Annotated in this window: 23 protein-coding genes; 12 read left to right on the top strand and 11 right to left on the bottom strand. The window is 70.0% G+C overall.

The window, feature by feature from the left end; translation table 11 throughout:
• Positions 1–96 precede the first annotated feature (96 nt).
• The 7 genes from AC2XR2_RS30020 (at position 97) to AC2XR2_RS29990 (ending at position 10,211) form a co-directional block, all read left to right on the top strand.
• Positions 97–774: a spermine/spermidine synthase domain-containing protein gene (locus tag AC2XR2_RS30020; RefSeq protein WP_330264486.1), complete on the top strand. Its 678-nt coding sequence runs from the start codon at positions 97–99 to the stop codon at positions 772–774.
• A gap of 123 nt (positions 775–897) precedes the next feature.
• On the top strand, positions 898–1,635 hold the full coding sequence (locus AC2XR2_RS30015) for a response regulator transcription factor (protein WP_123765170.1): 738 nt from the start codon (positions 898–900) through the stop codon (positions 1,633–1,635).
• Positions 1,632–2,738 (top strand): HAMP domain-containing sensor histidine kinase, encoded by a 1,107-nt coding sequence (locus AC2XR2_RS30010; protein ID WP_381304346.1) that lies wholly within the window; start codon positions 1,632–1,634, stop codon positions 2,736–2,738. The genes AC2XR2_RS30015 and AC2XR2_RS30010 overlap by 4 nt, the downstream gene beginning before the upstream one ends.
• 291 nt (positions 2,739–3,029) lie before the next feature.
• Entirely contained in the window at positions 3,030–6,860 is a 3,831-nt protein-coding gene (locus AC2XR2_RS30005; protein WP_491516762.1) for a multifunctional oxoglutarate decarboxylase/oxoglutarate dehydrogenase thiamine pyrophosphate-binding subunit/dihydrolipoyllysine-residue succinyltransferase subunit, read from the top strand.
• 94 nt (positions 6,861–6,954) lie between these two features.
• A complete protein-coding gene (locus AC2XR2_RS30000) occupies positions 6,955–7,134 on the top strand; it encodes a DUF6104 family protein (protein ID WP_028420339.1) in 180 nt (59 codons plus the stop codon).
• Positions 7,135–8,041: 907 nt separating this feature from the next.
• The gene (locus AC2XR2_RS29995; RefSeq protein ID WP_491516761.1) at positions 8,042–9,109 is read left to right on the top strand and encodes a DUF4097 family beta strand repeat-containing protein; all 1,068 of its coding nucleotides are present in this window, start codon (positions 8,042–8,044) and stop codon (positions 9,107–9,109) included.
• Position 9,110: 1 nt separating this feature from the next.
• The gene (locus AC2XR2_RS29990; RefSeq protein ID WP_381308886.1) at positions 9,111–10,211 is read left to right on the top strand and encodes a PadR family transcriptional regulator; all 1,101 of its coding nucleotides are present in this window, start codon (positions 9,111–9,113) and stop codon (positions 10,209–10,211) included.
• A 104-nt stretch (positions 10,212–10,315) separates the two neighbouring features.
• Here the strand turns inward: AC2XR2_RS29990 and AC2XR2_RS29985 are convergent, their stop codons facing one another.
• From AC2XR2_RS29985 to AC2XR2_RS29965, 5 genes are all read right to left on the bottom strand, one after another.
• On the bottom strand, positions 10,316–10,897 hold the full coding sequence (locus AC2XR2_RS29985) for a Clp protease N-terminal domain-containing protein (RefSeq protein WP_491516760.1): 582 nt from the start codon (positions 10,895–10,897) through the stop codon (positions 10,316–10,318).
• Positions 10,897–11,106, bottom strand: a complete 210-nt coding sequence (locus AC2XR2_RS29980; protein WP_013000766.1) for a helix-turn-helix domain-containing protein — start codon at positions 11,104–11,106, stop codon at positions 10,897–10,899. The genes AC2XR2_RS29985 and AC2XR2_RS29980 overlap by 1 nt, the downstream gene beginning before the upstream one ends.
• A 101-nt stretch (positions 11,107–11,207) precedes the next feature.
• The gene (locus AC2XR2_RS29975) at positions 11,208–12,173 is read right to left on the bottom strand and encodes a zinc-binding dehydrogenase (protein WP_491516759.1); all 966 of its coding nucleotides are present in this window, start codon (positions 12,171–12,173) and stop codon (positions 11,208–11,210) included.
• A gap of 374 nt (positions 12,174–12,547) precedes the next feature.
• Positions 12,548–14,059 (bottom strand): hypothetical protein, encoded by a 1,512-nt coding sequence (locus AC2XR2_RS29970; protein WP_491516758.1) that lies wholly within the window; start codon positions 14,057–14,059, stop codon positions 12,548–12,550.
• A gap of 239 nt (positions 14,060–14,298) precedes the next feature.
• Entirely contained in the window at positions 14,299–15,522 is a 1,224-nt protein-coding gene (locus AC2XR2_RS29965; protein ID WP_491516757.1) for an NAD(P)-dependent malic enzyme, read from the bottom strand.
• Positions 15,523–16,167: 645 nt separating this feature from the next.
• On the opposite strand from AC2XR2_RS29965, the gene AC2XR2_RS29960 reads away from it, so the two are divergent.
• Genes AC2XR2_RS29960 through AC2XR2_RS29950 form a run of 3 tightly spaced genes read left to right on the top strand, consistent with a single transcriptional unit; the run spans position 16,168 to position 18,887 of the window.
• Positions 16,168–17,127, top strand: a complete 960-nt coding sequence (locus AC2XR2_RS29960) for an ABC transporter substrate-binding protein (protein WP_381300443.1) — start codon at positions 16,168–16,170, stop codon at positions 17,125–17,127.
• Positions 17,128–17,160: 33 nt separating this feature from the next.
• Positions 17,161–18,090 carry an amino acid ABC transporter permease gene (locus tag AC2XR2_RS29955; protein ID WP_491516756.1) on the top strand — a complete coding sequence of 310 codons (930 nt, stop codon included), beginning with the start codon at positions 17,161–17,163 and terminating at the stop codon, positions 18,088–18,090.
• Entirely contained in the window at positions 18,087–18,887 is an 801-nt protein-coding gene (locus AC2XR2_RS29950; protein ID WP_381300442.1) for an amino acid ABC transporter ATP-binding protein, read from the top strand. The genes AC2XR2_RS29955 and AC2XR2_RS29950 overlap by 4 nt, the downstream gene beginning before the upstream one ends.
• An 85-nt stretch (positions 18,888–18,972) precedes the next feature.
• On the opposite strand, the gene AC2XR2_RS29945 is transcribed toward AC2XR2_RS29950, so the two are convergent.
• Positions 18,973–19,731 carry a class I SAM-dependent methyltransferase gene (locus AC2XR2_RS29945; protein WP_381300441.1) on the bottom strand — a complete coding sequence of 253 codons (759 nt, stop codon included), beginning with the start codon at positions 19,729–19,731 and terminating at the stop codon, positions 18,973–18,975.
• Positions 19,732–19,830: 99 nt separating this feature from the next.
• Here AC2XR2_RS29945 and AC2XR2_RS29940 point away from each other — a divergent pair, with 99 nt between their 5' ends.
• Complete coding sequence (locus AC2XR2_RS29940) at positions 19,831–20,460, top strand: CGNR zinc finger domain-containing protein (protein WP_330264499.1); 630 nt, start codon at positions 19,831–19,833, stop codon at positions 20,458–20,460.
• Here the strand turns inward: AC2XR2_RS29940 and sodX are convergent.
• On the bottom strand, positions 20,364–20,801 hold the full coding sequence (sodX, locus tag AC2XR2_RS29935; protein ID WP_330269602.1) for a nickel-type superoxide dismutase maturation protease: 438 nt from the start codon (positions 20,799–20,801) through the stop codon (positions 20,364–20,366). The genes AC2XR2_RS29940 and sodX overlap by 97 nt on opposite strands.
• A gap of 145 nt (positions 20,802–20,946) precedes the next feature.
• On the opposite strand from sodX, the gene sodN reads away from it, so the two are divergent.
• Positions 20,947–21,342, top strand: a complete 396-nt coding sequence (gene sodN, locus AC2XR2_RS29930) for a superoxide dismutase, Ni (RefSeq protein ID WP_020136639.1) — start codon at positions 20,947–20,949, stop codon at positions 21,340–21,342.
• Positions 21,343–21,450: 108 nt separating this feature from the next.
• Here the strand turns inward: sodN and AC2XR2_RS29925 are convergent, their stop codons facing one another.
• The 4 genes from AC2XR2_RS29925 to AC2XR2_RS29910 all read right to left on the bottom strand — a co-directional run bounded on the left by AC2XR2_RS29925 (position 21,451) and on the right by AC2XR2_RS29910 (position 24,761).
• Complete coding sequence (locus AC2XR2_RS29925) at positions 21,451–22,170, bottom strand: SCO4225 family membrane protein (RefSeq protein ID WP_491516755.1); 720 nt, start codon at positions 22,168–22,170, stop codon at positions 21,451–21,453.
• 283 nt (positions 22,171–22,453) lie between these two features.
• Positions 22,454–23,326 carry a polyphosphate kinase 2 gene (gene ppk2, locus AC2XR2_RS29920; protein ID WP_330264501.1) on the bottom strand — a complete coding sequence of 291 codons (873 nt, stop codon included), beginning with the start codon at positions 23,324–23,326 and terminating at the stop codon, positions 22,454–22,456.
• A gap of 26 nt (positions 23,327–23,352) precedes the next feature.
• Positions 23,353–23,586: a hypothetical protein gene (locus tag AC2XR2_RS29915; protein WP_381300422.1), complete on the bottom strand. Its 234-nt coding sequence runs from the start codon at positions 23,584–23,586 to the stop codon at positions 23,353–23,355.
• 20 nt (positions 23,587–23,606) lie between these two features.
• Positions 23,607–24,761: an inorganic phosphate transporter gene (locus AC2XR2_RS29910; protein ID WP_491516754.1), complete on the bottom strand. Its 1,155-nt coding sequence runs from the start codon at positions 24,759–24,761 to the stop codon at positions 23,607–23,609.
• Between the last annotated feature and the right edge of the window lie 32 nt (positions 24,762–24,793).

The raw sequence follows: 24,793 nt of genomic DNA, 5'->3' as shown, positions 1-24,793 counted from the left end.
CCACCCGCTGTCTGTGACCCGCGCCACCTCGGCGCTGATTCACAGTGACTTCTCAAGAAGTCCCGCCCCGCACGCCGTTCCTGCCAGGATGGGCCGATGCCCACCTCGTACGACATCCCCGAAGTCCTGGACCGTCGCGAGGGCCCCTACGGGGAGGTCGTCCTGCGGCGCCACGGCGAGTTGCTCCAGATCATCGCCAACGGCTGCTTCCTGATGGACACCTCCGACGGCCGCTCGGAGCGGCTGCTCGTCGACGCGGCGCTCGGCGCGCTCGACGACCGACCGGACCCGCACGTCCTCATCGGCGGCCTCGGCGTCGGCTTCTCGCTCGCACACGCCGCCGCGAATCCGCGCTGGGGCCGGATCACGGTCGTGGAGCGGGAGCCGGCCGTCATCGACTGGCACCGCTCGGGGCCGCTCTCGACGCTCTCGGCGGCGGCGCTGGCCGATCCGCGGACGAACATTCTGGAAACGGATCTAGTCGGATTCGTCAATGAGACATGCGCCACTTTTGACGCGCTGTGCCTCGACATCGACAACGGCCCCGACTGGACGGTCACGGACGGCAACCACGGCCTGTACGGCCCTACCGGACTCACAAGCTGCGCAAGGGTGTTGAAGCCGGGCGGGGTACTGGCCGTGTGGTCCGCGCAGCCCTCAGCGGAATTTGAGGGATCCCTAGCAAATGCCGGGTTCCAACAGGTACGTACCGAGGAGATCCCCGTTGCCCGGGGCGTACCCGACGTCGTACATCTCGCCGTCCGACCTGGATAGCAAAGGGGTGATGACTCCCCGTACTCTGCTTCCCTACGCCGATCATTCAAGCGTCAATCGCAGTCATGCGCAGACAAGGAATCACCCCACATGGTTCCGGAAAGCACTCCCCAGGGGCGGGCGATGGAGCAGACACACACCTCCCAGAACGGCACGACGGCTACTCCGGGCGCACAGCGCCGGGTCCTGGTCGTCGAGGACGATCCGACGATCGTCGACGCCATCGCGACCCGCCTGCGCGCCGAGGGATTCCTCGTGCAAACGGCGGTCGACGGTCCGTCGGCGGTCGACACGGCCGAGGCCTGGCAGCCCGATCTGCTGATCCTCGACATCATGCTGCCCGGCTTCGACGGTCTGGAGGTCTGCCGCCGCGTGCAGGCCGCCCGGCCGGTGCCGGTGATGATGCTCACCGCGCGGGACGACGAGACCGACATGCTGGTCGGGCTCGGCGTCGGCGCCGACGACTACATGACCAAGCCCTTCTCGATGCGTGAGCTGGCCGCGCGCGTGCACGTCCTGCTGCGGCGGGTCGAGCGGGCCGCGCTGGCCGCCGCCACGCCCAGAAGCGGCATCCTGCGGCTCGGCGAGCTGGAGATCGACCACGCGCAGCGCCGGGTCCGGGTGCGCAGCGAGGACGTCCACCTCACCCCCACCGAGTTCGACCTGCTGGTGTGCCTGGCGAACACCCCGCGCGCGGTGCTCTCGCGTGAGCAGCTGCTCGCCGAGGTGTGGGACTGGGCGGACGCCTCCGGCACCCGCACGGTCGACAGCCACATCAAGGCCCTGCGCCGGAAGATCGGCGCCGAGCGGATCCGCACGGTGCACGGCGTGGGCTACGCCCTGGAGACGCCGACGCCATGAGCGAGGGTCCGGCCGGCCGGAGAAGCCCCAGGGAGCCCTGGGGCGGCATCAGCCCGTTCTCGATCAAGACGAAGCTGGGCGCGCTGGTCGTCATCGCGGTCCTCATCACCACCGGGCTGATGATGATCGCGATGCGCACGGCGACCGAGCTGCGCTTCATCACGGTCTTCTCGATGATCGCCACACTGCTCATTACGCAGTTCGTGGCGCATTCGCTCACCGCCCCGCTGGACGACATGAACGCGGTCGCCCGGTCCATCTCGCACGGCGACTACACCCGCCGGGTCCGCGAGAACCGCCGGGACGAACTGGGCGACCTGGCCCAGACCATCAACCGCATGGCGGACGACCTGGAGGCCCAGGAACGCCAGCGCAAGGAACTTGTGGCAAATGTCTCCCACGAGCTGCGCACCCCCATCGCGGGCCTGCGCGCGGTGCTGGAGAACATCGTCGACGGGGTCACCCAGGCCGACCCCGAGACCATGCGCACCGCCCTGAAGCAGACCGAGCGGCTCGGCCGGCTGGTGGAGACGCTGCTGGACCTGTCCCGCCTGGACAACGGCGTCGTACCGCTGAAGAAGCGCCGTTTCGAGGTGTGGCCGTATCTCTCGGGCGTGCTGAAGGAGGCCAACATGGTCGCCACCGCGCGCGCGGGCATCGCCTCCGGATCCGGCAGCCACACCCGCAACGACGTCCATCTGCACCTCGACGTGTCGCCGCCGGAGCTGACCGCGCACGCCGACCCGGAGCGCATCCACCAGGTCGTCGCCAACCTGATCGACAACGCCGTCAAGCACAGCCCGCCGCACGGCCGGGTGACCGTCAAGGCGCGGCGCGGGGCCCTGCCGGAATCCCTTGAGCTGGAGGTCCTCGACGAGGGCCCCGGTATTCCGCGCTCCGAGTGGCACCGGGTCTTCGAGCGGTTCAACCGCGGTCAGGTCCTACGGCCGCACGGCCCGGGCAGCGACGGCGGCACCGGGCTCGGGCTCGCGATCGCCCGCTGGGCGGTGGATCTGCACGGCGGCCGGATCGGTGTGGCCGAATCCCAGCGGGGCTGCCGGATTCTTGTCACCCTTCCGGGACTTCCCTCTGTGCCAAGTTGACGTAAAGTTCAAAGCGGAGCCACAAGATCCATCTCTGTCCGCGCTGACGGACACGTGTGATCAGGCAGAGGGCCGCGCCGCTGTCGCGCAGAGCCCCGCTGGGCGCTTCCCTCAGGCGGATTCATCTGGCAGAACCACGCTTGTTTCCCGCCATTTTCACCCCCGAAACCCGGTCTTTGATGTGACTTACACGACGATGGACCGGCCCGGCCTGACCTTCACCGTCTCGGGGGCGTAGCCTTTATTTCCGCTGTCCATCACCTTGTGAAGCGGAAGAGGGCGGTTGCCGCCGTGTCGCCACAGTCCCCCAGTAACTCGAGCATCTCCACCGACGCAGACCAAGCGGGCAAGAACCCCGCTGCCGCGTTCGGCCCGAACGAGTGGCTCGTCGACGAGATCTATCAGCAGTACCTCCAGGACCCGAATTCGGTAGACCGAGCCTGGTGGGACTTCTTCGCCGACTACAAGCCAGGGGCGCCCGCCGCCTCGGCTCCGGCGGGTACTGCGGCCGCGGGGGCCGCAGAGACCACCAGCACGGCGTCGGCGCCCGCCCCGGCGGCTCCCGCCCAGGCCCCGGCGCCTGCCGCCGCCCCGGCCGCGGCTGCTCCCGCGGCTCCGGCCGCCAAGCCCGCGGCCGCCGCTCCGGCTCAGGCCGCCGCTCCGGCCGCCGCTCCCGCGAAGGCCGCGCCCGCCCCGGCCGCCAAGCCCGCCGCCGCGAAGCCCGCGGCCAAGGCCGAGCCCGCCGCCGCGGACGGTCCCGAGCTGATCACCCTGCGCGGTCCCGCCGCCGCGGTCGCGAAGAACATGAACGCCTCCCTGGAGCTGCCCACGGCCACGTCCGTGCGCGCGGTCCCGGTGAAGCTGCTCTTCGACAACCGCATCGTCATCAACAACCACCTCAAGCGCGCCCGGGGCGGGAAGATCTCCTTCACGCACCTGATCGGCTACGCGATGGTGCAGGCCATCAAGGCCATGCCGTCGATGAACTGGCACTACGCGGAGAAGGACGGGAAGCCCACCCTCGTCAAGCCGCCGCACGTCAACTTCGGCCTCGCCATCGACCTGGTGAAGCCCAACGGCGACCGCCAGCTCGTCGTCGCCGGCATCAAGAAGGCCGAGACGCTGAACTTCTTCGAGTTCTGGCAGGCCTACGAGGACATCGTCCGCCGCGCCCGCGACGGCAAGCTGACGATGGACGACTTCTCCGGTGTCACGGTCTCCCTGACCAACCCCGGCGGCCTCGGCACCGTCCACTCGGTCCCGCGTCTGATGCCCGGCCAGTCGGTCATCATGGGCGTCGGTTCCATGGACTACCCGGCGGAGTTCCAGGGCACCTCCCAGGACACCCTGAACAAGCTCGGCATCTCGAAGGTCATGACGCTCACGTCGACCTACGACCACCGGGTCATCCAGGGCGCCGCGTCCGGCGAGTTCCTGCGGATCGTCGCGAACCTCCTGCTCGGCGAGAACGGCTTCTTCGACGAGATCTTCGAGGCGCTGCGCATCCCCTACGAGCCGGTCCGCTGGCTCAAGGACATCGACGCCAGCCACGACGACGACGTCACCAAGGCCGCCCGGGTCTTCGAGCTGATCCACTCCTACCGGGTCCGCGGTCACGTCATGGCCGACACCGACCCGCTGGAGTACCGCCAGCGCAAGCACCCCGACCTGGACATCACCGAGCACGGCCTCACCCTGTGGGACCTGGAGCGCGAGTTCGCCGTCGGCGGCTTCTCCGGCAAGTCCCTGATGAAGCTGCGCGACATCCTCGGCGTGCTGCGCGACTCGTACTGCCGCACCACCGGCATCGAGTTCATGCACATCCAGGACCCCAAGCAGCGCAAGTGGATCCAGGACCGCATCGAGCGCCCGCACACCAAGCCGGAGCGCGAGGAGCAGCTGCGCATCCTGCGCCGGCTGAACGCGGCGGAGGCCTTCGAGACCTTCCTGCAGACCAAGTACGTCGGCCAGAAGCGCTTCTCCCTGGAGGGCGGCGAGTCCGTCATCCCGCTGCTCGACGCGGTCCTCGACTCGGCCGCCGAGTCCCGTCTGGACGAGGTCGTCATCGGCATGGCCCACCGCGGCCGCCTGAACGTCCTCGCCAACATCGTGGGCAAGTCGTACGCGCAGATCTTCCGCGAGTTCGAGGGCAACCTCGACCCGAAGTCGATGCACGGCTCCGGCGACGTGAAGTACCACCTGGGCGCCCAGGGCACCTTCACCGGCCTGGACGGCGAGCAGATCAAGGTCTCGCTGGCCGCGAACCCCTCCCACCTGGAGACGGTCGACCCGGTCATCGAGGGCATCGTCCGCGCCAAGCAGGACATCATCAACAAGGGCGGCACGGACTTCACCGTCCTGCCGGTCGCCCTGCACGGTGACGCGGCCTTCGCGGGCCAGGGCGTGGTGGCCGAGACCCTGAACATGTCGCAGCTGCGCGGCTACCGCACCGGCGGCACGGTCCACATCGTCATCAACAACCAGGTCGGCTTCACGGCCGCCCCGGAGTCCTCCCGCTCGTCGATGTACGCGACGGACGTGGCGAGGATGATCGAGGCCCCGATCTTCCACGTGAACGGCGACGACCCGGAGGCCGTGGTCCGCGTGGCGCGGCTCGCCTTCGAGTTCCGCCAGGCGTTCAACAAGGACGTGGTGATCGACCTCATCTGCTACCGCCGCCGCGGTCACAACGAGTCGGACAACCCGGCCTTCACCCAGCCGCTGATGTACGACCTGATCGACAAGAAGCGCTCGGTGCGCAAGCTCTACACCGAGTCCCTCATCGGTCGCGGCGACATCACCCTGGAAGAGGCCGAGCAGGCGCTCCAGGACTACCAGGGGCAGCTGGAGAAGGTCTTCACCGAGGTCCGCGAGGCCGTCACGGCCCAGCCGGCCGCCGGTCCCGTCTCCGACCCGCAGGCCGAGTTCCCGGTCGCAGTGAACACCGCGATCTCCACCGAGACCGTGAAGCGGATCGCCGAGTCCCAGGTCAACATCCCCGACACCTTCCACGTCCACCCGCGTCTGCTGCCGCAGCTGCAGCGCCGCGCGGCGATGGTCGAGGACGGCACGATCGACTGGGGCATGGGCGAGACCCTGGCCGTCGGCTCGCTGCTCCTGGAGGGCACCCCGGTCCGCCTGTCGGGCCAGGACTCCCAGCGCGGCACGTTCGGCCAGCGTCACGCGGTCCTCATCGACCGTGAGACGGGCGAGGAGCACACCCCGCTCCAGTACCTCGCCGAGGAGCAGGCCCGCTACAACGTCTACAACTCCCTGCTCTCCGAGTACGCGGTCATGGGCTTCGAGTACGGCTACTCGCTGGCCCGCCCCGACGCGCTCGTGATGTGGGAGGCGCAGTTCGGCGACTTCGTCAACGGCGCGCAGACGGTCGTCGACGAGTACATCTCGGCGGCGGAGCAGAAGTGGGGCCAGACGTCGGGTGTGACGTTGTTGTTGCCGCACGGCTATGAGGGCCAGGGCCCGGACCACTCCTCGGCCCGTGTCGAGCGCTTCCTCCAGCTCTGCGCCCAGAACAACATGACGGTCGCGATGCCGACCCTGCCGTCGAACTACTTCCACCTCCTGCGGTGGCAGGTGCACAACCCGCACCACAAGCCGCTGGTGGTCTTCACCCCGAAGTCGATGCTGCGTCTGAAGGCCGCCGCGTCGAAGACGGAGGAGTTCACCTCGGGTCAGTTCCGCCCGGTCATCGGCGACGAGACGGTGGACGCGGCCGCGGTCCGCAAGGTCGTCTTCGTGGCGGGCAAGCTGTACTACGACCTCGAGGCCGAGCGTCAGAAGCGCGGCATCACGGACACGGCGATCATCCGCATCGAGCGCCTGTACCCGCTGCCGGGTGCCGAGCTCCAGGCGGAGATCGCGAAGTACCCGAACGCCGAGAAGTACCTGTGGGCCCAGGAGGAGCCGGCGAACCAGGGTGCGTGGCCGTTCATCGCGCTCAACCTGATCGACCACCTGGACCTGGCGGTCGGCGCGGACGTCCCGCACGGCGAGCGCCTGCGGCGCATCTCGCGCCCGCACAGCTCGTCGCCGGCGGTGGGCTCCGCGAAGCGCCACCAGGCCGAGCAGGAGCAGCTGGTGCGTGAGGTGTTCGAGGCGTAACCGCCGACCGCTCGCGCGGACAGCACGTCACCGGGCCGCACCCCTCTCCGGAGGGGTGCGGCCCGGCCGTTTCCGCCCACATATCCTTGACGGCATGTACTTCACGGACCGTGGCATCGAGGAACTGGAGAAGCGGCGCGGCGAGGAGGAGATCACCTTCGAGTGGCTCGCCGAGCAGCTGCGCACATTCGTGGACCTGAACCCCGACTTCGAGGTCCCGGTGGAACGACTGGCCACATGGCTGGCCCGCTTGGACGACGAGGACGACGAGTAGCGGGTACGGCGGTGGCGAGACGGGGTGCCTTTGGGTGCCCCGTTTTTGTGTGCCGTGGGGTTTCGTGCCGGTGGGGGGTGGTCGGGTGGGGGTGTCGGTCGCGGGGGGTGCCTTGGTCGGGCTGGGGTGTCGTGGGGGTGTAGATGACGCGCGGGGGCGGTCGCGGGGGTGCGTCGGTCGCGCTCGGGTGTCGCGGGGGCGTGCGTCACGTGCGGGGGCGGTCGCGGGGGTGCGTCGGTCGCGCTCGAGTGTCGCGGGGCGTAGGTCACGCGCGGGGGCAGGCGCGGGTGAGCGCGGAAGTGCCTTGGGTGCGCTCGGGTGTCGGCCGCAGGGGTGTGTAGTGCACGTGCGTAAGTCACGCGCGCGTGTCGGTTGCCGGGGTGCCTCGGTCGCGCTCGAAAGTCAGCCGCAGGGGTGTGTAAGTGGCGCGCGGCACAAGTCGTGCGGGGTGCGTCGATCCATGCGCGCGTGCCGGTCGTGTGGGGGCCTCAGTCGCGCTTGGGCGCCGACCGCCGAGGGCGTGCAAGCCATGCGGGGGCGTCCATTACGCGGGGGCAGCCTCGCGCGCGAGCCAGTCGCGGGGGGCTTAGTCGTGCTCCGATGCCAGCCGCGGATGTGCAAGTCCCGCGTGCGTGTGAGTTACGCGGGTGCGTCACCACGGTCGGTGTCCCACCACAGAGCCGTGTCCCGCCCGCCGAGACACGCTGCTCGGGCTCCCCGCCGCGCAGCCAGGGCCTGTCTGCCCTCCCGGACGAGAACGCTCGGCCCCTCACCCCGCGCCTATACCCAGCTCCCAGCTCCCAGCCTCCGGCGTCACCGGAAAGAGTGTCTTGACTTTCCCTGCCCACGATATATCGTGAATTGCAGGAGACGCGATATGGCGCGTTGCTACGGGGAGGTCTGCACCATGTCCGAGTGGTCCGTCACTGAGCCCAGGAAGCTCACCTTCGACGAGCCCGTCCGCGAACTCCACGTACGCATCGTCAACGGAACGGTGAACGTGGTGGGCACCGACGAAGGTTCCGCCCGTCTGGAGGTCTCCGAGATCGAGGGCCCGCCCCTGATCGTCACCCAGGAGCGCGGCACCCTCACGGTCGCCTACGAGGACCTGCCCTGGAAGGGCTTCCTCAAGTGGCTCGACCGCAAGGGCTGGCGCCGCAGCGCGGTCGTCTCACTGGCCGTGCCGGCCGACACCCGCGTCGAGGTCGGCGTGGTCAGCGCCGCGGCCGTCGTGTCGGGGGTGCGCGGCCCGTCGGTGGTGAAGGGCGTCAACGGCGACACCACCCTCGTCGGCCTGTCCGGCACCGTCCGCGCCGACACCGTCTCCGGGAATCTCGAAGCCCAGGCCGTCACCGGCGACCTGCGCTTCAACTCGGTCTCCGGGGACCTCACCGTCGTGGAGGGCTCGGGCCCCTCCGTGCGGGCGGACTCCGTCAGCGGCTCGATGATCGTCGACCTCGACCCGGAAGGCCCCACCGACGTCCGGCTGACCAGCGTCTCGGGTGAGATCGCCATCCGGCTGCCGCAGCCGGCCGACGCCGAGGTGGAGGCCAACACCGCGAGCGGGACGATCTCCAACGCCTTCGACGGCCTGCGGGTGCACGGCCAGTGGGGCGCCCACAAGGTCACCGGCCGCCTGGGCGCCGGCACCGGAAAGCTCCGCGCCACCACCGTCTCCGGCTCCATCGCCCTGCTGCGCCGCCCACCCCGGGAGGACGAGGAGGAGCCGTGGGAGACGGATCCCTTCGAGAAGGAGGGGGCCACGGACGCCACCCACCGCCCCACCGGCCACGGACCCGCCGACGTCATCGACACCGACCCGGTGGACGGCGAGCGGGGCACCTCGGGGGACAATCACCTTTCCGGCCAGGACGACGACCCCGCGGACGCCGGCACGGGCAACCCGACGAACGCCGCCTCCGACGCCCCCACCCGCGCCCCGGCCGACGGCACGACCGACAAGAAGGTGCTCTGACATGCCCCCCGTCTTCGCCCACGGCCGCCTCCGCCTCTACCTGCTGAAGCTGCTGGACGAGGCCCCGCGCCACGGCTACGAGGTGATCCGGCTCCTGGAGGAGCGTTTCCAGGGCCTGTACGCCCCCTCGGCGGGCACCGTCTACCCGCGCCTCGCCAAGCTGGAGGCCGAGGGCCTGGTCACCCACACCACCGAGGGCGGCCGCAAGGTGTACGCCATCACGGACGCGGGCCGCGCCGAGCTGGCCGACCGCAGCGGCGAACTGGCCGACCTGGAGCTGGAGATCCGCGAGTCGGTCGCCGAGCTCGCCGCCGAGATCCGCGCCGATGTGCGCGGCGCGGCCGGGGACCTGCGGCGCGAGATGCGGGCGGCCGCCTCCGAGGCCCGCCGCGGCACCGGTAGCGCCTCCAAGGGCTCCGGCGGTGAACACGAAGGCCCCTTCGGGGACTTCACCGACTTTGGCGACAAGGAGTCGTGGCGCGCCGCCAAGGAGGAGATGCGCCGCGTCAAGCAGGAGTGGAAGGAGCAGGCCCGGCGCGCCAAGGACGAGAGCCGCCGCGCCCGTGAGGAGGCCCAGCGGGCCCGCCGCCAGGCCAAGGAGGCCCAGGACCGGGCGAGGGAGCAGGCCCAGGAAGAGGTGCAGCGCATCGCCCGCCGGGTCCAGGAGCAGGTGCAGGACCACTTCGCGCGCGGCGACTGGCCGACGGGGGTGCGCGAGGGGCTGACCGAACTGGCCAAGGAGTTCGGCGAGTTCGGGAAGGACTACGGCAAGGAGTTCGGGAAGGACTTCGGCTTCGGCCGCGGAGCCGCGAGGTCGGAGAAGGCCGAGCGGTTCGACAAGGCCGAGGGCACGGCGCCCACCCCGGAGTACTCGCACACCCCCGAGGACTTCCCCGCCGAGCACGAACCGTCCTGGGCCCACGAGGACTCCACCGGAAATCCGGCCCGCGACCTGGACCGCCTGCTCGACCGCTTCCGCGACGACATCCGTGACGCGGCCCGCGACCACGGCATCACAGCGGACCAGCTCCGCGACGCCCGCCGCCACCTGTCGACGGCGGCGGCCCACATAGGAGCACTGCTGCGGACACCGAAGGCGTGACCGCCCCGCACTCCGGCGGTACGACGGCTCCGGCCCCGCCGGCGACGCCGTACCGCCGGAGCGGGCAGCCCGCCCGCACCCGCAGCCCTTGCCGCACGGGCCGGTCAGCCGGCCTTGGCCTCTCCCCCGCCGTAGCCGCCCTGGCCGCCGTAGAGGACCCGCTGGACCGACTCATAGGTCACGCCGTGATCGGCGAGCACCTCTCCTGACACTCCGGGCCTGATCGTCAGGGCCAGCAGGATGTGCTCGTCACCGATGTGCCGGTCCCGCCGCGCCACGGCGACACGCAGCGACTTCTCCAGGATCTCCTTGGCGCTCCGCCCGAAGGGACGCCGTCCGGACCACCGCCCCCTGCCCTTCCGGTCGCCGGACATCGCCCCGACCCCGTGAGCCTCCTCCACCCGGGCGACGATCTCCGACACATCGATCCCGAGCCCGGCCAGCGCCTCGGCGTCCGCCTGGGACAGCCCGGCCCGCCGCCGCGCCTCCCCCAGCGCCTCCCGTACGGCGTCCCCGCGCTCGGCGAGCCCGAGGGCGGCCAGGGCGAAGGAGGCCCGACTGCCCTCCTGGTCCAGCAGCGCGAGCACCAGATGCTCGGCGTCCACGGACTCCGCCCCCGCCTCCTCGGCGTACTCGATCGCCCCCACCACCACGGCCCGGGCATCCTTCGTGAACCGCTCGAACATCAATGCCTCCCGTACTTCTTGTGCACGGCCTGCCTGCTCACGCCGAGTTCGGCGGCGATCTCCTGCCACGACCAGCCCTGATGGCGCGCACTGCGCACCTGCACCGACTCCAGTTGCTCCAGCAGCCTGCGCAGCGCGGCGACGGCACGCAGGCCGACGCGGGGATCGCGATCGCCCGCACGTTCGGCGAGATCCGTTGCTTCGGTCATGATGTCAACTTACGTTGACAGATCCCACCTGTCAACATCAGTTGACAAACGCCAACGGCCGGCCCCGGAAGGAGCCGGCCGTGGAAGCGAAACGAGAGAGATCAACTGTTGGTGAGCACGACCTTGCCGAACTGCTCGCCGGACGCGACCCGTTCGAAGCCCTCACGGGCACGGTCCATGGGCAGCACCTCGTCGATGACCGGCCGCACACCGGTGGCGGCGCAGAAGGCGAGCAGATCCTCCAGCTCGTCCTTCGTGCCCATGGTCGACCCCACGACCTTGAGTTCCAGGAAGAAGATCCGGGTCAGCTCGGCGTGCGAGGGACGGTCGCCGCTCGTGGCACCGGAGATGACCAGGGTGCCGCCGGGCTTGAGCGACTTCACGGAGTGCGACCAGGTGGCGGCACCCACGGTCTCGATGACGGCGTCCACCCGCTGCGGCAACCGCGCACCGGACTCCAGCGCCTCCACCGCGCCGAGTTCCACCGCGCGCTTGCGCTTGGCCTCGTCCCGGCTGGTGGCGAAGACCCGCAGCCCCGCGGCCTTCCCGAGCACGATGGCGGCCGTGGCGACACCACCGCCGGCGCCCTGCACGAGCACGGAGTCACCGGGCCGCACACCGGCGTTGGTGAACAGCATCCGGTACGCCGTCAGCCAGGCCGTGGGCAGACAGGCGGCCTCCGCGAAGGACAGCTCCTTCGGCTTGGGCAGCACGTTCCAGGTCGGCACGGCCACCTGTTCGGCGAACGTCCCCTGGTAGCGCTCGGTGAGGATGGACCGCGGCTCCTTGGGGCCGACGCCGTGTCCGCTCTGCCCGATGACGGAGTGCAGGACCACCTCGTTGCCGTCCTCGTCGACACCGGCGGCGTCACAGCCGAGGATCATCGGCAGCTTGTCCTCCGCGAGGCCCACGCCCCGCAGGGACCAGAGGTCATGGTGATTGAGGGAGGCGGCCTTGACGTCGACGACACTCCAGCCGGGTCGGACTTCGGGAGCCGGACGCTCCCCCAACTCCAGTCCGGAGAGTGGGTCGTCGCGGTCGATTCGGGCGGCGTAGACAGCGAACATGACCGTGACGATAGGGTCCACCGCCGCCCCGGGGAACCAAGACGCGTTGTGACACGTGCCGCAGAGCGGGCTACCAGAGTGCCGGGTCAGATCGTCGGGCGGGTGCAGGTGCGTTGTGGCTCGTCGCGCAGTTCCCCGCGCCCCTAGGGGGTCGCAGTCACGCCCGCCACGAAGCACCGTTCGCCGCGTACGGCGCGCAGGGGACGGGGTGGGGGGTGTCCGCCCGCAGCGGCCGGCGTCCGGAACCGAGCACATCTCAAGGGACCGAGCCGCCGGACCGAGGACGGACACCCCCCACCCCGGCACCGACCCCAAACGAACCAGCACGCGCCACACACGCCCCCACCGGACAGCAAGGGGCCGCCGCAGGCCTCTCAGGGGCGCGGGGAACTGCGCAAAGACGCCCGCCCCCACCGAACCCGCACCATCAACAACACCAAACCCCCACCCACCACCAACAGCACAGCAACGCCCCCTCGAAGCACCACCCCATCCGCCCCTGTCGCAGCAAGCGCACCCCCAGTCACAGGCCCCCCGGCCCCGGCAGGACTCCCCGCGCCGGTAACCGACGGCGACGGCGACGGACTGGACGTGGCCGAGCCAGTGACCGTCACCGCAACCGCCGCCGTGTCGTTCGCCGAGTCGTCGTCACGGTTGGGGTACTCAGGGTTCCCCACCGCCTTCACACCGCCCCGCGCGCCAGGCACGACCCGGTCGATCCGCACGGTGAACTCCTGCGTCACCGAGTCACCCGGCCGAAAGTCCGTGCTGCCGATGTCGCAGGTGTAGCTCTTCGCGCCGGCCTTTTGAGGCGTGCAGTTCCACCGCGGCCCGGGATCACCCTGCTCACCGGGCCCGGGCGCGCCGGTGATGGTGGTGCCCGCGGGCGGAGTCACCACGAACGTGCCGGAGTTGTCCGCGTCCATCCACTGGAGGCCCATCCGGCCCGGCCCGTTGTTCCGCACGCCCACGGTGATGCTCACCGTGTCGCCGACCTTGCCCTCGACCGTGTCGCCGAGTGCCTGGTAGTCGGCGTGCTGGGTGGTGGCGAAGGTGCCGTACCCGGAGCCGGTGAAGCCGGAGCCGGAGGGGACGGGCTTCAGGCCGAGCGCCGCGCCGGTGCCGGCCGCGGGGAAGTCGGACGGGTCGAAGGAGTCGGGCGCGGTGCCGCCGACCGGCCACACGACGTAGGTGTTGTAGCCGTACATCGTGTCCTGGGCGGCGGTGTAGCGCAGCGGCACGTCGGTCTCGTAGGCGGCGCCGGGCGCGACCGGGGTGTCGAACCTGCACCAGGCGCCGACGTCGGGCTGGTCCGAGTAGTGGCAGTTGGAGTGGTCCCGGGCGAGCGAGACGCCTTCCGAGTCCTGCACCAGCAGCATGACGCCCTTGTCGGCGGGGGCCGCGCCGGTGTTGGCGAAGGCCGGGGTGCGCTCGAAGCCGGCGCCGGGGGCGATGCCCTTCAGCGCCGGGTAGGGCCGGCTGACGAGCTTCGGCCCGCCGACCAGGACGTCCGTCCTACCGGTCACGGTGGGCGCGTCGGAGGCGGTGGCGGTGTAGGTGATGGCACCGGTGCCACCCGCCTTGGCAGCGGCGGTGGGCTTCAGGAAGAACGGGTCGATCGACTCGCCGCCCGACAGCGGGCCCACGTCGCACCTGACCTTCAGGGTGCCGGTGCTCACGCAGTCCCCCGTGACGACCATCGTCGCCTTTCCGGCGAGGGAGGACGCGTCGACGGCGACCGAGACGTCATGGGCGTCCCCGCCCGAGGCGGTGATGCCGAGGCCCAGGTTCGGGCCCTCGCCCTCGGTGGGGAGGGTGTAGCTCTCCTGGGCGTCCAGGACGAGCGTCGTTCCGGCGGCGTGCGCGGCCGGGGTTGCGAGCGCCATGACGGCGGTCGCGACAGCGGCGGCCGCCGCTGTCTGCCACGTTCTGCGTTTCGTCAGCACACCACGTGGACACGCGGACCCACCCGAAGGTTGCGTCCAGGACCGTCGGCGATGTCAACCATCCCTCGAACCCCGACACCACGCCCGACACCCGATCAGCCGTACCCGAAGGCAAAAAATCGGCCCCGCCCGGAGATTCCGAAGAACCCCCGGACGGGGCCAACCGCACTCACCAGACCTCAGCGGCGAGCAACGCCCTCCGCCCGAGCCGCCGCGGCGACCGCCGCGGTGACCGCCGGAGCGACCCGCTCGTCGAACGGCGAGGGGATCACGTAGTCCGCCGCCAGATCGTCACCGACCACGGACGCCAGCGCCTCCGCCGCCGCGATCTTCATGCCCTCCGTGATCCGCGAGGCCCGCACCTGGAGCGCCCCCGCGAAGATCCCCGGAAACGCCAGCACGTTGTTGATCTGGTTCGGGAAGTCGGACCGCCCGGTGGCGACCACGGCCGCGTACTTGTGCGCGACGTCCGGGTGCACCTCGGGGTTCGGGTTGGCCATCGCGAACACGAAGGCCCCCTCCGCCATGGAAGCGACGGCCGACTCCGGGACCGTACCGCCGGAGACGCCGATGAAGACGTCGGCGCCCGCGAGCGCGTCCTCCAGCGACCCCGACAGGCCGGCCTTGTTCGTGAACCCGGCCAGCTCCCGCTTGACGGACGTGAGGTCGTCCCGGTCGGCGGACACCACACCGCGCCGGTCGGCGACGGCGGCGTCCCCGATGCCCGCCTCGACGAGCATCTTGGCGATGGCCACGCCCGCCGCGCCCGCACCGGAGATCACCGCACGAAGATCCCCGATGGAGCGCCCGCTCAGCCGCGCCGCGTTCCGCAGCGCCGCCAGCGTCACGACGGCCGTGCCGTGCTGGTCGTCGTGGAAGACGGGAATGTCGAGCCGCTCCTGGAGCCGGCGCTCGATCTCGAAGCACCGGGGAGCCGAGATGTCCTCGAGGTTCACGCCGCCGAAGGACGGCGCGAGACGGACCACGGTCTCGATGATCTCGTCGACGTCGGTGCAGGCCAGCGCGAGCGGAACCGCGTCCACCCCGCCGAACTGCTTGAACAGGATCGCCTTGCCCTCCATCACCGGGAGGGAGGCCTCGGGCCCGATGTCACCGAGCCCCAGCACGGCCGTACCGTCGGTGACGACGGCGACGACCGACGACTTCCACGTGTAGTCGTGGACGAGGTCCGGCTGCTCGGCGATGGCGCTGCACACCTTCGCCACGCCGGGCGTGTACGCGAGGGACAGGTCGTCCTTGTCGCGGATCGGCACGGTGGCCTGCACGGCCATCTTGCCGCCGCGGTGCAGCGCGAACGCGGGGTCGAAGGAATCGAGGGGCTCGGCCCCTCCGTCCTGTCCCGTATCGCTGTCGCTGCGAGGATTGACGATCTCCGCTGCCACTTTGTCTTACCCCTTAGGTCTTCATGGTTTGAGGGTGGCCACTCCTGGTTGAGAAGTGGGCGGGCACCGCGTACGGCCCTGGTCACTGATGCGTACGGGCCGGTACGCGACGGGCGCGCCGCACACGCGCCCTGAGCCCCGGATGAGGGGTGTAAAGAACCTTCTTACCGGACGACCGGCGTCGAGGACGAGTCCAATACGTCCAAGGTCACATGCCGCGACGCAAATCGATCATCGATCATCGGGGGGCGGTGACATGAATCATGGAACGGCATCCGGACAAACCATCGGCGGGCCCTTGACGATCATCGGGGAGCCGCTCGGGCGACGTCGGGCGGCGCGGCGCGGGTCGTCCGCTCCTCGACCCTCACCGAAGATCTTCCGGCCGGAATGCCAGATTCCCGCAGATGGTCCGGTCACGATGTACGGACATGGTGCGGTTCGGGGGTCACCCGTTATCCGATTTTGACATGACCGGCCCCCAGAATGGTCCAGTCCGAATGGCAAGATGCCGTAATCACACGAGGTCGCGACACTCGAAGGCGTGTGCTCTCGTCGACCTGAGGAATGAAGGCAGTTCGCCGAACCCATCGGCAGCGGCCCCCGCCCATCGGCAACTCCACCCATCCGCCGGAGGAACCCAAAATGACCGCAAGCTCCACCCGTCGTACGACCGCCGCGCGCACCAGGACAGCCGCGGTAGGTGCGATCGCGGTCGCAGGCGCCCTGATTCTCACCGGCTGCGGCGACCAGACGGACAAGAGCGGCGACAGCTCGGAGTCGTCCACGTCGTCCGCGCCCCTCGCCGCCAAGCTCCCCGCAGACGTACGCAAGGCCGGCGTCATCAAGGTGGGCTCCGACATCGCCTACCCGCCGGTCGAGTACATGGAGGGCGGCAAGGCCGTCGGTATCGACCCGGACATCGCCGAGGCGCTCGGCAAGCAGCTCGGTGTGAAGTTCGAGTTCCAGAACGGCAAGTTCGCGCAGCTCATCGTGGGCCTCCAGGCCAAGCGGTTCAACGTGATCATGTCCGCGATGAACGACACGAAGGACCGCCAGAACGGCATCGACTCGGACACCGGCAAGAAGGTCGGCAACGGCATCGACTTCGTCGACTACTTCACCGCCGGCACCTCGATCCTGGTCCAGAAGGGCAACCCCAAGGGGATCAAGTCCCTGGACGACCTGTGCGGCCAGGTGGTCGCCCTGCAGGTGGGCACCACGTCCGAGGGCATCGCCAAGGACCAGAGCAAGAAGTGCACGACGGACGGCAAGAAGGCCATCAAGCTCCAGACCTTCGACACCGACCCCGAGGCACTGCTCCGCCTCAAGCAGGGGGCGTCCGTCGCCGACCTCAACGACTTCCCGGTCGCCGCGTACAACGCGAAGACCTCGGGCGGCGGCAAGGACTTCGAGGTCGTCGGCGAGCAGATCGAGGCGGGGCCGTACGGCATCGGTGTCAGCAAGGAGAGCACCCAGCTGCGGGACGCCCTCCAGGCGGCTCTGAACGCCATCATCGAGAACGGCGAGTACAAGAAGATCCTGGAGAAGTGGAACGTCACGGACGGTGCGGTGACCGAGGCCAAGGTCAACGGCGGCTCCTGACCCTGCCTGAAGCAATACTGAAGGGCAGTCACAGTGACTGACATCGTCGACAAGGCACCGACGCCGTCGGTGCCGCCGGAGCAGATCAAGGCGATCCCGGTACGCCACTACGGCCGCTGGGTCGCCGGCGCCGTGGTCATCGGGATCGTCGTGCTGATCGGCATCGCGTTCTCCAACGCGGACATCAACTACGGCATCATCCCGGACTACATCACGGACGGGACGATCCTGTCCGGCGCCTGGCACACGCTGTACATCTCCGTGCTCGCCATGGTGCTCGGGCTGGTCCTGGGTGTGATCCTCGCGGTCATGCGGATGTCGTCGAACCCGGTCACCAGCACGGTGGCCTGGTTCTACGTCTGGTTCTTCCGCGGCACTCCCGTGCTGGTCCAGCTGCTCATCTGGTACAACATCGCCCTCGTGTTCCCCGTCCTCAACCTGGGGTTCTACAAGGACGAGATGAACCAGGTGATGACGCCGTTCCTGGCGGCCCTGCTCGGACTCGGCCTGAACGAGGCCGCCTACATGTCGGAGATCGTCCGGGCCGGCATCCAGTCGGTCGACGAGGGCCAGACGGAGGCCTCGCACGCGCTGGGCATGACCCAGGGCAAGACCCTGCGGCGGGTGATCCTCCCGCAGGCGATGCGGGTGATCGTGCCGCCGACGGGCAACGAGTACATCAACATGCTCAAGACGTCGTCCCTGGCGTACGTGGTGCAGTTCAACGAACTCATCAAGCGGGCCCAGGACATCTCCAGCACCTCGCTCGCGGTGGTCGAGATGTACTTCGTGGCCTCGATCTGGTACCTGATGCTGACCAGCGTCTTCAGCATCGGCCAGTACTACCTGGAGCGCCGCTACGCCCGCGGATCCTCACGCAGCCTGCCGCCGACCCCGTTGCAGCGCCTGAGGAAGAACCTCCGTCACTTCGGTTCCTTCCGCCGCCCGGAGGTGGCCCGATGAGCGGTATCAGCAAGGACGTCGCCCAGCCCGCGGGCGGTCGCCCGATGGTCAGGGCCGAGGGAGTGCACAAGTCCTTCGGGGCCGCGCACATCCTCAAGGGCATCGACCTGGAGGTGAACCCGCGCGAGGTGTTCTGCCTCATCGGCCCGTCCGGCTCCGGCAAGTCCACCTTCCTGCGGTGCATCAACCACCTGGAGAAGATCAGCGCCGGCCGGCTCTACGTCGACGGGAGTCTGGTCGGCTACCGGCAGAGCGGTGACAAGCTCTACGAGCTCAAGGAAAAGGAAGTGGCCTCGCAGCGGCGGGACATCGGCATGGTGTTCCAGCGCTTCAACCTCTTCCCTCACATGACGGCGCTGGAGAACGTCATGGAGGCACCGGTCCAGGTCAAGGGCGAGAGCAAGGCCGTGGCCCGCGAGCGGGCGGGGCGGCTGCTGAGCCGGGTCGGTCTGGGCGACCGGACCGGCCACTACCCGGCCCAGCTGTCCGGCGGTCAGCAGCAGCGCGTGGCCATCGCCCGCGCGCTGGCGATGGAGCCCAAGCTGATGCTCTTCGACGAGCCGACCTCGGCCCTCGACCCCGAGCTGGTCGGCGAGGTACTGGACGTGATGCGCGATCTCGCCGAGGACGGCATGACGATGATCGTCGTCACCCACGAGATGGGCTTCGCCCGTGAGGTCGGCGACTCACTGGTCTTCATGGACGACGGTGTCGTGGTCGAGTCCGGCCACCCGCGCGACGTCCTGACGGACCCGCAGCACGAACGCACCAAGTCCTTCCTCTCCAAGGTGCTCTGACCCGCCACCGGGATCCCCCTGCACCCCGTCATGCGCTTCCGCATGGCGGGGTGCGTGCTGTTTGGCGCCGACGCCCTCTTCCGGACTACTTCAGCGCCAGCAGCAGCGTGTCCGAGGGGGACGACCACACCGGGCGGACCTCGTCGAAGCCGGCCTCGCGCAGCACGCGCGCGTGCCACTGCGCCGAGGGGGTCTCGCCCTCCGCGTGTTCGCCGTAGAGCTCGAAGCGGCGGGCCGTGGGTCCGGCGAGGACCGGGTCCGCGGCGGCGAGCCGCCACCAGTCCGCCCAGTCGAGGGCGCCCGCGCGCCGGTCCCGCTCCATGACGGCGTGCCGGTGAGCCCGCTCGGCCGCGTTGATCCGGGGTGTGCTGTCGTCGCTCATGTGGTCGGCGTTCAGGAACACGCCTCCTGGGCGGACGAGTTGGGCGATCCGCCCGTAGAGTTCGGCGAGGGGTTCGCGGCGCAGCCAGTGGAGGGCGGTGGCGGTGAGGACCGCGTCGTACGACTCCTGCGGCAGCCGCGACGGCCACCGCGGGTCCGTGAGGTCGGCCTCGACGAGGGTGACCCGGCCGTCGCCTTCGAAGGTGCCGCGCGCGATGGTGAGCAGGGCGGGGTCGAGGTCGACGCCGGTGCTGGTGGCGTCGGGGAAGCGGGCGAGCAGCCGGGCGGTGATGCTGCCGGTGCCGCACGCGAGGTCGAGGATTCTCGGCTCGGGTCCGACGAGGGCCTCCACCATGTCGAGCATGACCCGGAACCGCTCCTCGCGGTCCGGCATGTACCACTCCTGCTGCCGGTCCCAGCTCTCCTGCCAGGCCTGCCAGTCGGTTCCGACACCGGTCGCCATCAAAGCCCCCTGTCCCGTCACAGCCGTAATACCCTGGAAGCACGATCAGCTGTTACCCGACCGCACCACGACGATAGAACGCCTCCGTAAGGACTACAAGTGGAACTGGCCTATTACTCGGACTACGCCGTTCGTCTGGTCAACAGTGAGGACCCGGCCCGCGGGAAGGACTCCCTGACCTCGGTCGAGGCCGTCCGCGAGCTGTTCGGTGCCGGCCAGGAGGCGGGCCGGCGGGCCACGGAGGCCGACGTGACCCGCTTCCGCTCGGTCCGGGCGCGGCTGCGGGCGGTCTTCGAGGCGGCGGACCAGGGCGACGAGGAGACCGCGGTGAACCTGCTGAACTCGCTGCTCCTCGAGTTCCCGGTGAGCCCGCAGATCTCCGGGCACGACTTCCGCGACGACGACGGCCGCCCGCTGTGGCACATGCACCTGGCGGACCACCCGTCCAACGCGACGGCGGGCTACGCGGCCATCGCCGCGATGGGCCTGGCCTTCCACCTCACCGAGTACGGCGTGGACCGGCTCGGCCTGTGCGAGGCGGCCCCCTGCCGCAACGCCTACCTCGACACGTCCACCAACCGCTCCCGGCGCTACTGCTCCGACCGCTGCGCCACCCGCGCCAACGTGGCCGCCTACCGGGCCCGCAAGCGCCTGGAGGCCGACCGGTCGGCGAGGACGGGCCGTAGCGCGGACACCGCCCAGCGCACCGCGGCCAGCGGCGAACGCTGACCGGGCCCCGGCGGCCGGTACCTGAGCCGGGCCTTCCCCAGCACGAGGTCCTCCGGTACGACGCCGTAGTCCGTGCTGTCGCCGCCCGCGAACGCGTTGTCGCCGAGCACCCACCAGCCGCCCTCACGGCGCTCCACGGCCCGCTTGACGACGAGCAGGTCCTGCTGGAACGGATGCCTGAGGACCACGATGTCGCCGACCCCGACCCTGGCCCCCCAGTGCACGACGAGCTGGTCCCCGTGCCGGAGCGTGGGCACCATCGACGGCCCGGTCACCTCGGCCACCCCGAGAAAGGGCAGCAAGGACCTCCCCCGCTCGGTCTCCTGCGACAGCTCCGGCATCCCCGGCACCTCCCCGGTACGTTCATCCACCAGTCTCAGTCTGACCCCGGACTTTTGTCCTAAGCCCATGGGGGCACCCGCGAATTCGCCTCTCGCAGGGAGTAATGTCGCACCTGAGAAGACGATCACGAGGAAGGAATGCTCCATGCTTTCCCGCCTGTTTGCCCCCAAGGTCAAGGTCAGCGCACACTGCGACCTGCCCTGCGGTGTGTACGACCCGGCCCAGGCCCGCATCGAGGCGGAGTCGGTGAAGGCCGTGCAGGAGAAGATGGCCGCCAACGACGACCCGCACTTCCAGGCGCGTGCCACGGTCATCAAGGAGCAGCGCGCCGAGCTCGCGAAGCACCACGTTTCCGTGCTCTGGAGCGACTACTTCAAGCCCCCGCACTTCGAGAAGTACCCGGAGCTGCACCAGCTGGTCAACGACACCCTCAAGGCCCTCTCGGCCGCGAAGGCGTCCACCGACCCGGCCACGGGCCAGAAGGCTCTGGACTACATCGCCCAGATCGACAAGATCTTCTGGGAGACCAAGAAGGCCTGACCTCCGCGTCAGCCTCCGCCGACCCGCGATCGGTGCACCATCGCAGGTCAACGGGAATCCCGAAGGGGCCCGGTCGTCACGACCGGGCCCCTTCGGCGGTCCGCCGTCTCAGGCGACCGGGCGGATCTGCGGTGACCGGAGGCGACGGGTGAGCCTGCCGAGCAGTACGGCGTTGACGAGGCCGGACAGCGCCGAGCCGGCGGCGAACAGCAGCGGGCTCAGCCACTCGGGCCCGGTGTCCGCCGCGGGCGTCAGCGCGATGGCCAGGAAGCTGAGCGGAGCCGTCGTCATGAGCGGCCAGATCCCGGCGAACCCGGGGTCCGCCAGCACGTACTCGGCGCCCAGGAAGAACCCCAGGGCCACCGCGACCACGGCGAGGTACCCGCGCGCGGGCCAATTGTCGACGGCGGGCGCCAGGAGGTTCCGGACCCGGTGCGCGACCCCGTCCCGCGCACCGGCACGGGCCGGCCCCGACCGCCCGGACCACGCGCCGGACCGCTCGGTCACCGTCCCGTCCCCCGCCGCACCCGTGGCGAGCGCCCCCAGCACGGCCGCGTTCACCAGGGCGCAGGCCAGGAACCACAGCGCCCAGAGGCCGATCGCGAGTGCCTCGACCGCCGAGGAGCCCTGGGTGCCGGCGCCGAACGGGAGGGCCACGCCCAGGAAGGAGAGGGGGGCGGTGAGCAGCATCGGGGCCATGGCCAGGGGACTGTCCGGGAAGAGCAACGAGCACACGACCGAACCGGCGACGACCGCGAGGTAGCCCCGGGCGTGCCGGTTGCCGGTGGCGAGGGCGAGCAGTCGGCGTGGACGGGAGGCTTTCGACATCGCGGCTTCCTTAGGGACGGTCCGGTGGGCTCCCCCCACGATGTCCCGACCACCGCACGCCGACATGAGTACCGGTACTCATACCGACCCGGCGAACAGCCCCAGTTCCGGCGGCACTCGCCACGTAAGTCGATCCGCGAGCCGACAGGGGAAGCAGGGACGCGGACGTGGGCGGGGACGTCGGCGAAGCGGTGGCGCAGCGTGGTCCCACACCGCTGCGCAAGCTCCTGCGGGCCCAGGCGACCCCTGCCCTTCACCCCGGGGAGCTGCCGCCGGACCGCCCCTAGGCCTCCCCCGCCTCCAGCAGTCCCGCCGCCGCGCCCACGATCCGTGGGTCCGGGGTGCCGACGACCTCCTCGTCCTTGTCGGAGTAGTCGAAGCGGGCCAGGACGCTGCGCATGGCCTCGACGCGGGCGCGCTTCTTGTCGTTGCTCTTGACCACCGTCCAGGGGGCGAACTGGGTGTCCGTCTCACGGAACATGGCGACCTTGGCGGCGGTGTAGTCGTCCCAGCGGTCCAGGGAGGCGAGGTCCATGGGGCTGAGCTTCCACTGCCGTACGGGATCGATCTGACGGATCGTGAAGCGGGTGCGCTGCTCGCCCTGGGAGACCGAGAACCAGAACTTCAGCAGGTCCACGCCGTCGTCCACCAGCATCCGCTCGAACAGCGGGGCCTGTCGCATGAAGCGCCGGTACTCGTCGTCCGTGCAGAAGCCCATGACCCGCTCCACACCGGCCCGGTTGTACCAGGACCGGTCGAACAACACGATCTCACCGGCGGTCGGCAGGTGTTCGACGTACCGCTGGAAGTACCACTGCCCGCGCTCCCGCTCGGTCGGCTTCTCCAGCGCCACCACCCGCGCGCCACGGGGGTTCAGATGCTCCGTGAAGCGCTTGATCGTGCCGCCCTTGCCGGCCGCGTCCCGCCCCTCGAAGACGATCACGAGCCGGCGCCCGGTCTCCTTGATCCAGCTCTGCAGTTTCAGCAGTTCGATCTGCTGGAGCCGTTTGTGCCAGTCGTACTCCTTGCGCTCCATGCGGTGCGCGTAGGGGTAGTTCTCCCGCCAGGTGTCGATCGGGCTGCCGTCGGGGCGGATGAGCACGGGGTCGTCGGGATCGGTGTAGTCGACCTTCAGGTCGGTCAGCAGAGGTGTCATCCTGGGTCCCCTCTCCTCTCGGTGGGTCAGTGCAGCTGCGGCACGATCAGGTAGATGCCGTACGCCACCACCGCCGCGCAGGCGAGGAAGCACAGGCCGGCCTGGGCGACGCCGAGAGTCGACGTGCTTCCGCCATCCTCCCTCGCTCCCTCGAATCGGGCGAGGCCGAGAACCCCGAGGGCGAAGACCACGACCACGGCGACGGTGACGCCGACGCTCACCGCGGTGACCTGGCCGAGTGCGGTCCAGTCGATGCTCATGTCAGGAACTCCCGGTGGGCTCAGGCGGCCGTGCCGACGCGGGCCGGCGGCTCGGTGCGGAGGGTGACCTCGTGGGTGTCGTTCACGTTGTGCGCGCTCACCGGGTTGCGGCGGGAGAGGAGCACGATGCCTGCGGCGACGGCCACGCCGACCAGGGCGACGACGAGCGTGCCGAAGTTGCCGCCGTGCTTGACCGCGCTCGCGGAGACGCCGCCCACCAGCGCGGCGGCGGGCAGGGTGATCAGCCAGGCCAGGACCATCCTGCCCGCCACGCCCCAGCGGACCTCCGCGAGCCGCCGGCCGAGGCCCGCGCCGAGGATGCTGCCGGAGGCGACCTGGGTGGTGGACAGCGCGAAGCCGAGGTGGGCGGAGGTCAGGATGACCGTCGTGGACGCGGTCTCGGCGGAGAAGCCCTGCGGGGACTGGATCTCCGTGAGGCCCTTGCCCATGGTGCGGATGATCCGCCAGCCGCCGAGGTAGGTGCCGAGGCCGATCGCGAGACCCGCGGCGGCGATGACCCAGACCGGCGGACCGGCGTCGTGGCCGAGCGCGCCCGCCGAGATCAGGGTCAGCGTGATGACGCCCATGGTCTTCTGGGCGTCGTTGGTGCCGTGCGCGAGGGAGACGAGGGACGCGGAGACGATCTGGCCGAGGCGGAAGCCCTTGGTCACCGAGTCCTTGCGGGCGCGGGCGGTGAGCTTGTAGGCGAGGTAGGTGGCGATCAGGGCGGCCACGCCCGCGACGACCGGGGAGGCCACCGCGGGGATCAGGATCTTCTCGACCACCTTGTCGAAGTGCACACCGTGGCTGCCCGCGCCGACCCACACGGCGCCGATGAGCCCGCCGAACAGCGCGTGCGAGGAGCTGGAGGGCAGGCCGACCAGCCAGGTCAGCAGGTTCCACAGGATCGCTCCGACCAGCCCGGCGAAGATCATCGCCGGTGAGACCAGGGTGTCGTCCACGATGCCGCCGGAGATCGTCCTGGCGACCTCGGTCGACAGGAAGGCGCCCACGATGTTGAGGGCACCGCTCACCAGGACCGCGGTCCTCGGTTTCAGCGCGCCGGTCGCGATGGACGTCGCCATCGCGTTGGCCGTGTCGTGGAATCCGTTGGTGAAGTCGAAGGCCAGGGCCGTGACGATGACGACCGCCACGAGGAACGTGATGTGGTCCATGCCCCTCATGGGAGCAAGCGCTTCCGTACGGC

The organism is Streptomyces sp. LS-MS-L19, assembly GCF_058382285.1.
Note: the sequence above shows the minus strand (reverse complement) of the source record. Positions and strands in the feature narration are given on the sequence as shown.

Excerpts from the sequence above, each read along its gene's own strand:
- ppk2 (WP_330264501.1), bottom strand. The coding sequence starts at position 23,326 with ATGACACCTCTGCTGACCGACCTGAAGGTCGACTACACCGATCCCGAC.
- sodN (WP_020136639.1), top strand. The coding sequence starts at position 20,947 with ATGCTTTCCCGCCTGTTTGCCCCCAAGGTCAAGGTCAGCGCACACTGC.
- AC2XR2_RS29980 (WP_013000766.1), bottom strand. The coding sequence starts at position 11,106 with ATGACCGAAGCAACGGATCTCGCCGAACGTGCGGGCGATCGCGATCCC.
- AC2XR2_RS30020 (WP_330264486.1), top strand. The coding sequence starts at position 97 with ATGCCCACCTCGTACGACATCCCCGAAGTCCTGGACCGTCGCGAGGGC.
- AC2XR2_RS29925 (WP_491516755.1), bottom strand. The coding sequence starts at position 22,170 with ATGTCGAAAGCCTCCCGTCCACGCCGACTGCTCGCCCTCGCCACCGGC.
- AC2XR2_RS29985 (WP_491516760.1), bottom strand. The coding sequence starts at position 10,897 with ATGTTCGAGCGGTTCACGAAGGATGCCCGGGCCGTGGTGGTGGGGGCG.
- AC2XR2_RS30015 (WP_123765170.1), top strand. The coding sequence starts at position 898 with ATGGAGCAGACACACACCTCCCAGAACGGCACGACGGCTACTCCGGGC.
- AC2XR2_RS30000 (WP_028420339.1), top strand. The coding sequence starts at position 6,955 with ATGTACTTCACGGACCGTGGCATCGAGGAACTGGAGAAGCGGCGCGGC.
- AC2XR2_RS29910 (WP_491516754.1), bottom strand. The coding sequence starts at position 24,761 with ATGGACCACATCACGTTCCTCGTGGCGGTCGTCATCGTCACGGCCCTG.
- AC2XR2_RS29945 (WP_381300441.1), bottom strand. The coding sequence starts at position 19,731 with ATGGCGACCGGTGTCGGAACCGACTGGCAGGCCTGGCAGGAGAGCTGG.
- AC2XR2_RS30010 (WP_381304346.1), top strand. The coding sequence starts at position 1,632 with ATGAGCGAGGGTCCGGCCGGCCGGAGAAGCCCCAGGGAGCCCTGGGGC.
- AC2XR2_RS29975 (WP_491516759.1), bottom strand. The coding sequence starts at position 12,173 with ATGTTCGCTGTCTACGCCGCCCGAATCGACCGCGACGACCCACTCTCC.
- AC2XR2_RS29990 (WP_381308886.1), top strand. The coding sequence starts at position 9,111 with ATGCCCCCCGTCTTCGCCCACGGCCGCCTCCGCCTCTACCTGCTGAAG.
- AC2XR2_RS29970 (WP_491516758.1), bottom strand. The coding sequence starts at position 14,059 with ATGGCGCTCGCAACCCCGGCCGCGCACGCCGCCGGAACGACGCTCGTC.
- AC2XR2_RS29915 (WP_381300422.1), bottom strand. The coding sequence starts at position 23,586 with ATGAGCATCGACTGGACCGCACTCGGCCAGGTCACCGCGGTGAGCGTC.
- AC2XR2_RS29950 (WP_381300442.1), top strand. The coding sequence starts at position 18,087 with ATGAGCGGTATCAGCAAGGACGTCGCCCAGCCCGCGGGCGGTCGCCCG.
- sodX (WP_330269602.1), bottom strand. The coding sequence starts at position 20,801 with ATGCCGGAGCTGTCGCAGGAGACCGAGCGGGGGAGGTCCTTGCTGCCC.
- AC2XR2_RS29995 (WP_491516761.1), top strand. The coding sequence starts at position 8,042 with ATGTCCGAGTGGTCCGTCACTGAGCCCAGGAAGCTCACCTTCGACGAG.
- AC2XR2_RS29960 (WP_381300443.1), top strand. The coding sequence starts at position 16,168 with ATGACCGCAAGCTCCACCCGTCGTACGACCGCCGCGCGCACCAGGACA.